2 protein-coding genes, 1 pseudogene and 1 other annotated feature (1 of these 4 running past the window's edge) are annotated in these 12,549 nt (G+C 45.8%); of the genes and pseudogenes, 1 reads left to right on the top strand and 2 read right to left on the bottom strand.

Annotated features, from left to right (window positions below; translation table 11 throughout):
- Positions 1-209: a binding site (T-box leader), on the bottom strand (it extends 26 nt beyond the left edge of the window).
- 171 nt (positions 210-380) lie between these two features.
- Entirely contained in the window at positions 381-2,030 is a 1,650-nt protein-coding gene (gene fbpA, locus SSV_RS04085) for an Rqc2 family fibronectin-binding protein FbpA (protein WP_072073787.1), read from the top strand.
- 186 nt (positions 2,031-2,216) lie between these two features.
- Here the strand turns inward: fbpA and SSV_RS12405 are convergent.
- Both SSV_RS12405 and SSV_RS04080 read right to left on the bottom strand, forming a co-directional pair.
- A pseudogene (locus SSV_RS12405) lies at positions 2,217-4,691 on the bottom strand (LPXTG cell wall anchor domain-containing protein); the annotation flags it as partial.
- Complete coding sequence (locus SSV_RS04080) at positions 4,640-12,316, bottom strand: CshA/CshB family fibrillar adhesin-related protein (RefSeq protein ID WP_304362493.1); 7,677 nt, start codon at positions 12,314-12,316, stop codon at positions 4,640-4,642. The gene SSV_RS04080 and the pseudogene SSV_RS12405, both read right to left, overlap by 52 nt.
- Positions 12,317-12,549: the final 233 nt, after the last annotated feature.

The raw sequence follows: 12,549 nt of genomic DNA, 5'->3' as shown, positions 1-12,549 counted from the left end.
CTCAATTATGGAAAATAGCAAATATTTCCCATGTCTCTATCTTGTCATCAAACAAGCTGCACTGTAAGGTGTGCCTACCGAATTCTTATTGTTTCAAATTCATTTTATCAATTAGCCCAATTTCGTAAAGATTTGCTGCTTATTTCCACCAACCACAAGCTCGCTAAAAACAAATGCATCTACTACTTTTCTAATTTCCTATATTTTAAGTTTTTCCTGAAAAGATGTCAAGACCTTTTTGAAAATTTTTATAAAATGTTCGGATTTGATTTATCGAGGCAGTTATAGGCAAAAATTAAATTGCTTTTTGGCGAGACTTTAGAAGCTTTTAGCTTGGTTTTTTGTTATAATTTTCTGTAGCAACTTTCAAGGAGAAAAACATGTCTTTCGACGGATTTTTTTTACACCACATGACAGAGGAGCTCCGCCGCGAATTAGTGGGCGGCCGTATTCAGAAGATTAATCAGCCCTTTGAACAGGAGCTGGTTTTACAGATTCGCAGCAACCGCCAAAGCCACAAGCTGCTCCTATCAGCCCACTCTGTCTTTGGGCGCGTCCAGCTGACAGATACCACGTTTGAAAATCCAGCTGTTCCCAATACCTTTATCATGGTTATGCGCAAATACCTGCAGGGCGCTGTCATTGAAGCAATCCAGCAAGTGGAGAATGACCGGATTTTAGAAATCAGTGTCTCCAATAAGAACGAAATCGGCGATAGTGTAGCTGTGACTTTGGTCATCGAAATCATGGGAAAGCACAGCAATATCATTCTCTTGGATAAGGCTAGCGGGAAAATTATTGAAGCCATCAAACACGTCGGATTTTCACAAAATAGCTATCGAACCATCCTGCCAGGCTCAACTTATGTCGCACCGCCTCAGACAAGCAGTCTCAATCCTTTCACTGTGGTCGATGAAAAGCTCTTTGAAATCCTACATACTGAGAACTTAGAGCCCAAACGCCTGCAGCAAATTTTTCAGGGATTGGGCAGGGATACGGCTACTGAACTCAGTGGCCGTCTGACAACTGACAAGCTCAAAACTTTCCGAGCCTTCTTTGCCAGTCCAACTCAGCCAAGCCTGACCGAAAAATCTTTCTCTGCTCTGCTATTTTCCGACAGCAAGACCCAAATCTCCACCTTATCCGAGCTTTTGGACACTTTCTATAAGGACAAAGCAGAGCGCGATCGGGTCAACCAGCAGGCCAGCGAACTCATTCGCCGAGTAGAAAATGAGTTGGAAAAGAACTGGAAAAAGCTGGGCAAGCAAGAGGAAGAGCTCCTAGCAACGGAGAATGCAGAAGAATTCCGCCAAAAAGGGGAACTCTTGACCACCTTTCTCCATCAAGTGCCCAACGATCAGGATCAGGTAGAGCTAGACAATTACTACACAGGTGAGAAGATTATCATCTCACTTGATAAGGCCCTAACCCCCAACCAAAATGCCCAGCGCTATTTCAAACGTTACCAGAAGCTCAAGGAAGCCGTCAAACATCTGACCAGCTTGATTGAGGAGACTCGGGCTACGATTCTCTACCTAGAGAGCGTGGAAACTGCCCTTGCTCAGGCCAGCCTGACTGAAATTGCAGAAATTCGGGAGGAACTAATCCAGACTGGCTTTATCCGCCGACGCCAGAGAGAGAAAATCCAGAAAAGGCAGAAACCGGAGAAATATCTGGCAACAGATGGCCAAACCATTATCCTAGTTGGCCGCAACAATCTACAAAATGACGAGCTGACTTTTAAGATAGCTAAAAAGGACGAGCTTTGGTTTCACGCCAAGGATATTCCAGGTAGTCATGTGGTCATCACAGGCAATCTTCAGCCCAGCGATGAAGTTAAGACTGACGCTGCCGAGCTAGCGGCCTACTTCTCCAAGGCCAGACTCTCTAATCTGGTCCAAGTAGATATGATTGAGACTAGAAAGCTCAACAAACCAACCGGTGGAAAGCCAGGATTTGTCACCTATACGGGCCAGAAAACCCTGCGCGTCACACCGGATGAAGAGAAAATTAAAAGCATGAAGATATAAAGTTACCCTCTTTAACTATCAAACTGACTTAGGAGCAGGACAGTCATTAGCCAGCTGAAGCATTCTATTATCTCCATCACTTTCAAGAATTTTTTGATAACAAAACAGGTAGAACTTATGTTCTACCTGTTTTTGCGCTCTCCTGAAATTCTTCTAGTTCATTGGCGAAATTTCTTCAAGCCTATTTTAGTCTTCAGACTTTTTCTTTCTCTTCTCTAAGCCCATCAGCCCCAAACCTGATACTCCCGCAAGTAAGCTTGCTGCCAAGTAGGAGGTTTCTTCTGTACCTGTCTTAGGAAGGGATTTTGCACCCTCGCTCTTAGAAAGTGATGGAGGTGCAGGCGTAATCGTCCGCTCTGGCTGAACAGGATCTTCTGTCACAGTCGGAACGTAAACCGCTGAAATCGTCTGACCATTGCGGTCTTTGCGAATCACTGTTACACCATCAGCTTGACCGACAAAGCCCGTTTCCGGTACAAAGGTCACGGTGCCATCTGGCGCAATCGTGTAAGTACCTTGACCCGGAACAACCTTTTCGGTACTGCCATCCTCGAATGTTGGCGGAACGGTTGAGTCCACATCGCCTTCAAAGATTGGTTTACCAGTCTGCGGCTGGCCTTTAAGACCTGTGCTGCCGGTATTTTCTGTTTCAGTACTTCCCAAAACAGTTGGGGTATAGGTAGCCGTCACGGCATTGCCATAAATATCGAGACGTTTCACGATGACTCCGCGAGCAGTTCCGACAAAGTCAGCTTCCGGCACAAAGGTCACTGCTCCCAGCATATTGAAACGATAAGTTCCCTCACCTGGGACAACCATTTCGGTGCTGCCATCTGCAAAGGTAGGTGCTACCGCTTGGTCAATCGCCCCTTCAAAGGTTGGCGTACCGGTTTGAGCTTGGCCTTTGCGACCGCTGGACACACTGTCCTGACTGGTTGATGGTGCAACCACGGTCGGAACATAGCGAGCCGTCACCGAGGTACCATTCTTATCACGACGTACAAGGGTCACACCGGTTCCCTGACCAAGGAAATCAGCTTCTGGAGTAAAGGTGACTGTGCCATCAGGTGCGATAGTATAGGTTCCCTGACCTGGAATAGTTTTTTCCTTTTTCCCACCTTCAAAGGTTGGCTCAACTGACTCATCAATTGGAACCAATGGATCACCTGCTTCAAATACAGGTTTGCCGGTTTGAACATGGCCCTTGATATTTGTAGATGTAGCATCTTTACCAGTCGGAGTTACCTTGGTAAACTCTGGACTGTAAGAAGCAGTCACAGGGGTGCTATTCTTATCAACACGTTTCACAGTAATTGGATCTGGTTTGCCTAAAAATTGCTTGTCTGGAGTGAAGGTCACTGTTCCATCTGGATCGATGGTGTATGTTCCTTGACCTGGAATCACTTTTTCCTTGCTTCCATCTTCGAAGCTTGGTTCGACTGCTTCATCAATCGGAACTAGCGGATCACCACCTTGGAAAGTTGGGGTACCGGTTTGCGGGATACCCTGAGGACCTGTGCTAGTTTCGTTACTGCTAGTTGGCGTTACCTTAGTAAACTCTGGGCTGTAAGTTGCCGTTACTGGTGTGCCGTTTTTATCGACACGTTTCACTGTCACTGGTTCTGGTGTACCAACATATTGTTTTTCAGGTGTGAAAGTCACTGCGCCATCCGGAGTGATGGTATATGCTCCTTGACCTGGAATGGTCTTCTCTTTACTTCCATCTTCAAAGGTAGGCTCTACTGTTTCATCAATTGGAACAAGTGGATTACCACCTGTGAAGGTTGGAGTGCCTGTTTGTGGAAGACCCTGAGCACCGGTACTCGTCGCATTGGCACCTATAGGAATCACTTCTTTCACTACCGCTTGGTACTTGACGGTTACTGGAGTGCCATTGGCATCCACACGAGTCAATTCGAGTTCTGGTGTTTCACCCTTGAACTGTTTGTCTGGTGTAAAGGTTACCTTGCCATTGGCATCCACTTCGAACTTACCGACATTTGATACTTCTTTAACTGCGGAACCATTATCGAATAATGGGGTAGAATCTGACGGGAATGGGACTGAGTCATGGCCTGGCGTGAATGTGACTTGGCCTTTCTGGACTTGACCTTGCAGACCTTCTGTCTTAGTGCCGATACCTGTCGGAGTAACCTTGGTGAACTCTGGACTGTAGGTCGCTGTCACTGGTGTACCATTCTTATCGACACGTTTTACAGTGATCGGATCTGGTTTGCCTACAAACTGCTTCTCTGGGGTGAAGGTCACTGCGCCATCTGGATTGATGGTGTAAGTTCCCTGACCTGGAATTACTTTTTCCTTGCTTCCATCTTCGAAGCTTGGTGCAACGGTTTCATCAATTGGAACAAGTGGATCACCACCTTGGAAAGTTGGAGTACCTGTTTGTGGAACCCCCTGAGGACCAGTGCTAGTCGCATTGGTGCTAGTAGGAGTCGCTTCTTTCACTACCGCTTGATATTTGACTATAATAGGGGTACCATTGACATCAGTGCGTGTCAATTCAAGCTCTGGTGTTTCACCCTTGAATTGTTTGTCTGGAGTGAAAGTAACCTTGCCGTCCGCATCCACTTCAAACTTACCAACATTTGCTACTTCTTTAACTGCTGAACCATTATCGAACAGCGGAGTCGAGTCAGCTGGGAATGGAACAGAGTTATGGCCTGGGGTGAAGNGCGACCGCTGGACACACTGTCCTGACTGGTTGATGGTGCAACCACGGTCGGAACATAGCGAGCCGTCACCGAGGTACCATTCTTATCACGACGTACAAGGGTCACACCGGTTCCCTGACCAAGGAAATCAGCTTCTGGAGTAAAGGTGACTGTGCCATCAGGTGCGATAGTATAGGTTCCCTGACCTGGAATAGTTTTTTCCTTTTTCCCACCTTCAAAGGTTGGCTCAACTGACTCATCAATTGGAACCAATGGATCACCTGCTTCAAATACAGGTTTGCCGGTTTGAACATGGCCCTTGATATTTGTAGATGTAGCATCTTTACCAGTCGGAGTTACCTTGGTAAACTCTGGACTGTAAGAAGCAGTCACAGGGGTGCTATTCTTATCAACACGTTTCACAGTAATTGGATCTGGTTTGCCTAAAAATTGCTTGTCTGGAGTGAAGGTCACTGTTCCATCTGGATCGATGGTGTATGTTCCTTGACCTGGAATCACTTTTTCCTTGCTTCCATCTTCGAAGCTTGGCTCGACTGCTTCATCAATCGGAACTAGCGGATCACCACCTTGGAAAGTTGGGGTACCGGTTTGCGGGATACCCTGAGGACCAGTGCTAGTTTCGTTAGTGCTAGTTGGCGTTACCTTAGTAAACTCTGGGCTGTAAGTTGCCGTTACTGGTGTGCCGTTTTTATCGACACGTTTCACTGTCACTGGTTCTGGTGTACCAACATATTGTTTTTCAGGTGTGAAAGTCACTGCGCCATCCGGAGTGATGGTATATGCTCCTTGACCTGGAATGGTCTTCTCTTTACTTCCATCTTCAAAGGTAGGCTCTACTGTTTCATCAATTGGAACAAGTGGATTACCACCTGTGAAGGTTGGAGTGCCTGTTTGTGGAAGACCCTGAGCACCGGTACTCGTCGCATTGGCACCTATAGGAATCACTTCTTTCACTACCGCTTGGTACTTGACGGTTACTGGAGTGCCATTGGCATCCACACGAGTCAATTCGAGTTCTGGTGTTTCACCCTTGAACTGTTTGTCTGGTGTAAAGGTTACCTTGCCATTGGCATCCACTTCGAACTTACCGACATTTGATACTTCTTTAACTGCGGAACCATTATCGAATAATGGGGTAGAATCTGACGGGAATGGGACTGAGTCATGGCCTGGCGTGAATGTGACTTGGCCTTTCTGGACTTGACCTTGCAGACCTTCTGTCTTAGTGCCGATACCTGTCGGAGTAACCTTGGTGAACTCTGGACTGTAGGTCGCTGTCACTGGTGTACCATTCTTATCGACACGTTTTACAGTGATCGGATCTGGTTTGCCTACAAACTGCTTCTCTGGGGTGAAGGTCACTGCGCCATCTGGATTGATGGTGTAAGTTCCCTGACCTGGAATTACTTTTTCCTTGCTTCCATCTTCGAAGCTTGGTGCAACGGTTTCATCAATTGGAACAAGTGGATCACCACCTTGGAAAGTTGGAGTACCTGTTTGTGGAACCCCCTGAGGACCAGTGCTAGTCGCATTGGTGCTAGTAGGAGTCGCTTCTTTCACTACCGCTTGATATTTGACTATAATAGGGGTACCATTGACATCAGTGCGTGTCAATTCAAGCTCTGGTGTTTCACCCTTGAATTGTTTGTCTGGAGTGAAAGTAACCTTGCCGTCCGCATCCACTTCAAACTTACCAACATTTGCTACTTCTTTAACTGCTGAACCATTATCGAACAGCGGAGTCGAGTCAGCTGGGAATGGAACAGAGTTATGGCCTGGGGTGAAGCTTACTTTTCCTTCTTGAACTTGGCCTTGCAGGCCTTCTGTCTTAGTGCCAGTACCAGTTGGAGTTACTTTCGTAAATTCTGGGCTGTAGGTAGCCGTCACTGGAGTGCCATTCTTGTCCACACGTTTTACAGTAATTGGATCTGGTTTACCCACAAGCTGCTTGTCTGGGGTGAAGGTTACTGATCCATCTGGAGTAATGGTGTAGGTTCCTTGACCTGGAATCTTTTTCTCCTTACTTCCATCTTCGAAAGTTGGCTCTACTGAGTCATCAATTGGAACTAGTGGATCACCACCCGCAAAGATCGGTGTGCCAGTTTGAGGGACCCCTTGAGGACCTGTGCTAATCGTATTGGTGCTTGTTGGTGTCACCTTGGTAACTTCTGGGGTATAAGTAGCAGTTATTTCTGTGCCGTTAGCATCGACTCGTTTAACCCTAACAGGTGTCGCCTTGCCAGTGAATTGCTTATCTGGAGTGAAGGTAATGGAACCATCTGAATTAATGGTATAAGTTCCTTGATTAGCCACTACCAAAGTATCAGTCCCATTTTCAAAGGTCATTGGTTTGGTCATATCGATTGGAACTGCTTGGTCGCCTGGACTGAAAGTTGGCTTGCCACTTTGCGGTTGACCTTGAAGGCCGGTTGATTCAGCATTGGTGCTGGTAGGCGTTACCCGTATTACCGTTGGCGTATAGGTGGCAGTCACTTCCGTTCCGTTTTTATCTACACGTTTAACAGTAACTGAAGCTGGGGTCCCCACATACTGTTTGTCTGGGGTAAAGGTGATAGTACCATCAGAGTTGATGGTATATTCCCCTACTCCTTGAACCGTCTTCTTAGGTTGACCATCTTCAAATGTCATTGGAGAATCCATATCAATCGGAACAAGTGGATCACCACCTTGGAAGCTTGGGCTACCTGTTTGCGGAACACCCTGAGGACCTGTGCTAGTCGCATCGGTGCCTCTTGGAACCACTTCTTTCACCACTGCTTGGTATTTGACTGTAACAGGGGTGCCGTTGGCATCGATGCGAGTCAATTCGAGTTCTGGTGTCTCACCTTTAAACTGCTTGTCTGGAGTGAAAGTCACCTTGCCGTCCGTATCCACTTCGAATTTACCAACATTTGGTACTTCCTTCACTGTTGAATTATTATCAAACAGCGGAGTCGAACCAGCAGGGAATGGAACTGAGTCATGGCCAGGTGTGAAGGTCACTTTACCTTCTTGAACTTGACCTTGCAGGCCTTCTGTCTTGTTTCCAACACCAGTTGGCTTTACAGCCGTTACTGTTGCTTGATATTTTGCCTTAGCAAGGGTACCGTTGACATCTGCACGACTGACTTCAATTTCAGGTGTTTTACCTACAAATGTCTTAACCGGTGTAAAGGTAATATTACCATCAATATCCACTTCAAACTTGCCAACATTTTCAATTTCTTTCACATTAGTACCAGTGTCAAAAACTGGGGGATTATCTGCTGAAAAACCAACTTCTGGTCTTCCGGCTTCAAAAGTAATCTTACCATTCTGAACCAATCCTTGTGGACCTTCAGTCTGATCGCCAGTTGCGTTTGGAATAACTTCTTCAACAGTAGGAGTATATTTAGCTGTCACTTCGGTTCCATTCGCATCTACACGTTTGACCGTGACTGGTGTTGCCTTACCAGTAAATTTCTTCTCCGGCTTAAAGGTAATGGAACCATCTGAATTGATGGTATAAGTTCCTTGAGCAGCTACTACTAACGTGTCAGTCCCATTTTCAAAAGTCATGGGCTTGGTCATATCGATTGGGACTGCTTGGTCACCTGGGGTAAAGATCGGCTTGCCGCTTTGTGGTTGTCCTTGCAAGCCTGTTGACTCAGCATTGGTACTAGTTGGTGTGACCCGTGTTACTGTTGGCGTGTAAGTAGCAGTAACTTCAGTGCCATTCGTATCTACACGTTTAACTGTAACTGGTGTTGGTGTGCCCACATATTGCTTTTCTGGAGTGAAAGTAATCGAGCCATCTGACTCAATGACATAAGTACCGACCTTGTCTACTTTCTTGGTTGTTTGATTATCTTCAAAGATCATGGGTTGGGCCATATCAATAGGTACAGACTTGTCACCTGGGGTGAAAGTAGGTGTACCTGATTGTGGTAGACCTTGAAGACCTGTGCTAGTCGCGTCGGTTCCTCTTGGAACCACTTCTTTCACTACCGCTTGGTACTTGACTGTTACTGGTGTACCATTCACATCTGCTCGAATCAATGTTAGCTCAGGAGTAGTTCCCTTAAACTGCTTGTCTGGCGTGAAAGTAACCTTACCACTCGCATCGACTTCAAATTTTCCAACGGTTGAGACCTCTTTAACAGTCAAACCGTTATCGAAGAGTGGAGTTGTTTCAGCTGGAAACGGCACAGAATCATGACCTGGTGTGAAGGTAACACGGCCTTCTTGAACCTGACCTTGCAATCCTTCTGTCTTATCACCAGTACCAGTCGGAGTTACCTTTGTAACAGTTGGTGTGTAGGTTGCTGTTACTTCGGTGCCATTTCCGTCAACTCGTTTGACCGTCACCGCGGCTGGGGTACCCACATATTTCTTATCTGGAGTAAAGGTAATAGATCCATCTGAATTGATGGTGTATTCTCCCACGCCCGCAACAATCTTCTTAGATTGATCATTGTCAAAAGTCATTTGCTTATTATAGTCAATTGGGACCGCTGGGTCGCCTTCCTTGAAGACCGGCGTTCCTGTTTGTGGCAACCCTTGAGGACCTGATGAAGTAGCAGGTGTGCTGGTTGGTGTGACCTTGGTCACGTTAGGTGTATAGGCAGCAGTCACTTCTGTGCCGTTGGCATCGACGCGTTTAACCGTAACTGGTGTCGCCTTGCCAGTGAATTGCTTAAGCGGCTTGAAGGTAATGGTATCATCTGAATTGATAGTATAAGTTCCTTCATTCGCCACTTCCAAGGTGTCCGTCCCATTTTCAAAAGTCATGGCTTTGCTCATGTCAATTGGGATTTGTTGGTCACCTGCAGTGAAAGTTGGCTTACCACTTTGTGCTTGACCTTGAAGACCAGTTGATTCAGCATTGGTACTTCTTGGCGTTACTTGGGTTCCCTTAGGTTGATAACGTGCTCGGTGTGCTTTACCGTCGGTATCACTGACTTGAACTACCACTGGGTCTGGCGTGCCATAAAAAGTCTTGATAGGCTTGAAGGTCACTTGGCCGGTATTTGGATCCAATTCATAGGTTCCCACTTGCTGGCCATTGGCCATGGCAGGCACCGTATTTTCTGTTACCAGTCGTCCATTCGCATCCACAAAGCTAGCCGGACGAGTAGCTTCTGGCATGACAGGGGTCGTATTCGCATCATCATCATTAAAGACTAGCGTTTTATTTTGTTCCAGTCCCTGAAGACCACTTGATTCGTAGTTTGGAATCTTACGGACTGTTGGCACATAACGGCCGTCCATGTTATTCAACTGATCATTTTTATTAGGGTCAGAAGCATCCGTCGAAGTCCAACCAGTCGAGGTGCCATTGCTGTCAGTCCAACGAATATTAATTCCATCAGCAGTTCCAGAAAAGGCCGCATTTGGTGTGAAGGTTACTTGAACATCATTGCCATTGACGGTCAAGCGATAGGTCCCTTCTGGACGAATATAGTTGCCATCAACGGCTGTCAGAACTTGGCCTTGCTTATCCAAAACCTGAGGCGCTTGGGTGCTCATAACTGCATTGATACTGTCGTCTGAGCGATCCGTTCCTTTAGGTGTGAAGTGAAGAATCGCAGTTTGAGTCTCGCCTGTAAAGCCGTCTGTAGTCTGCTTCTCCCCCTTTGGAGGATAAATGCGGTGCAAGAGCATATCTTCTACTTCACCGCTAAAGGCAATACCGGTTGGTTGCTCAATATCGCCTGCATTTGTGGCAATACGAAAACGCATACCCAATTTGTCCACTTGACCGCCAGCCAGCCCAGGAATAGCCTGAAAAGTTAAGGTGTGGTCGCCGGCAGATGTAATCTCTTGTAGGTTGCTATCTTCGCTTTCATTAAAGACTCCATCATTATTGAAGTCTATCCAGGCCTTGACATAAGATTTAGCATTACCATTTGGGTTAGCTTTGATTTTAATCGTATAAGTTCCATTTTTTGCTTTGTCTAAATCTAGCAAATCATTAGAAGCGCTTAATTGATTGTCCGCTAGTAATTGGCTGGCCCCCTCGTCCTTGTGTTCCTTTTTATCATCCAGAACCCAGTCATTTGCTGACTCAACATCAATATCAGCTGGCGTAGTCCCTAAATAAGGTTGATTAATAGGGGCGTCGGTCACCGAGTCACGTCCCGAAATGGTATGGAAGGCTTCGCCATAACTCTCAGGCCCATCACTCCCATCTACTACGAGGAAGCCCATCATCATGGCTTGTTGCCCAGATGAAGCTACATAGAATCCTACTTCAGAGGCCCCACGCGTCATCACGACAGGAACCGTCCGTTCGTTAGAACGGTTTGGTCCGAAGACCTGAGTACCCAGACCTCCTGTCACAGTATCTGGACTGAGATATTTATACCAGTCTACGCTCTTATCTTTTAAGATTAAAAGACCCCTTAACTTAACGTCCTCATCATCCAACATTTTTTTGGTGATCACCGTATAGGCTTCTTTGGCCTTGCTATTCTTCTTCCACTCACCTAGGTATTCCCAACCCGTCCCGTTGGTAGTAAACATCGCGAATTCACCTGGGTTGGCATCTTCACCATCGGCCATAACCACCGTAGGGGCTACACGCTTACCAAGATAGGTAGCCTCAATATCGAATTTTACCCCCCAGTTGGTAGAGTTCTCAGGATAGACAAGCTGCGTTTTACGACCATTCGTATTAAAGCCTTGGTCACGTATAGCGGTCCATTGGTTTTGAATGGCCCCCGTCACTGAAGGAGGCGTTTGACCATATTTTGCCGCAGATTTTAAGAAACCATTCTCAGCGTTGGGGTTATAGGTCCCCTCTGTTGCAGTACCTGCAACCCGCTTTTTATAGATTTCAGTTGAGTTAAAAGGCTTGAGCTCTTTGACCGTTAAGGTCACTTTGTAACCAGGTGAAATTTCCTTGGTGAAGGTGGTCCCTACCTTAAGACCGCCACGTGGATCCAAGTTTTTCCAACTTGCACTATCTGAAAAATCAAGCCAACTAATCTGTTTGGCTAATTGGGTACTATCTTTCTTGACAGATTCCTCCAAGCTTGGTTTAGGTACTCGTGGCGTAGAGGTAGCATCATCTGCCCCAGCTGGTCCAGTACCTATCGGAACTCCTGTTGTTATGCTGTTCTGCTGTCCAGTAGTTGCCGCATCCCGTCTCACACGACGAGAGCGATTAGGCTGAGATACATCTGCTATTGCTTCTGACTTTTCAGCCACGACAGCCGCGTTAGATATTTCTGGGTGAACAGTGATTGGTTGAGTATTCTCAACTGATTTAGTTGCTGTAGATTCAGTAGATCCTTCAACTTTCTCAGGCTCTGAGCTTCTTGGACTAGGATTATCATCTGATTGAGGGGTCTCAGCAGCAAAAGCAAGTGCTGAACTTTCTTTTGCTTGTATATGTTCAGAAGCAACAGTTTCAGCAGAATTCACTGATGATTCGGCTATTCCTGTTTGCGAAACTTCGTTTTGGACACCAGAATCACTAGCTTCGTCAGCACTAACTTGTGCCGCTGCTCCCAAAAGAAGCAGGGTTGACAAGAGCACAGAACAAACACCGACGTTTAGTTTCCGAATCGAAAACTTACGCAGGTGAGGATTAAATAAATCTTTTCCCATAATAATCTCCTAAATTATCATCTAGTTACAATAGTTTTATTATACAACATTCCATTTTACTTAGCTATTTATATAACTATAATTATATAAATTTTTTGAAAAATGGACATAAAGTACTTTTAAGTCTATTTTTTAAAACAAAAGAAAAAATAAACCATAGAAAAATCCTTATAAATTAAATAAATCTAAGGATATTTCAGATTCTGCTTTAATATTTAGTATTTTAGAAATGC

This window comes from Streptococcus sanguinis (genome assembly GCF_001078705.1).
In the GTDB taxonomy this organism is placed as follows: domain Bacteria; phylum Bacillota; class Bacilli; order Lactobacillales; family Streptococcaceae; genus Streptococcus; species Streptococcus sanguinis_D.
The sequence above is the reverse complement of the archived record's forward strand: the minus strand, read 5'-3'. Positions and strand labels throughout refer to the sequence as shown.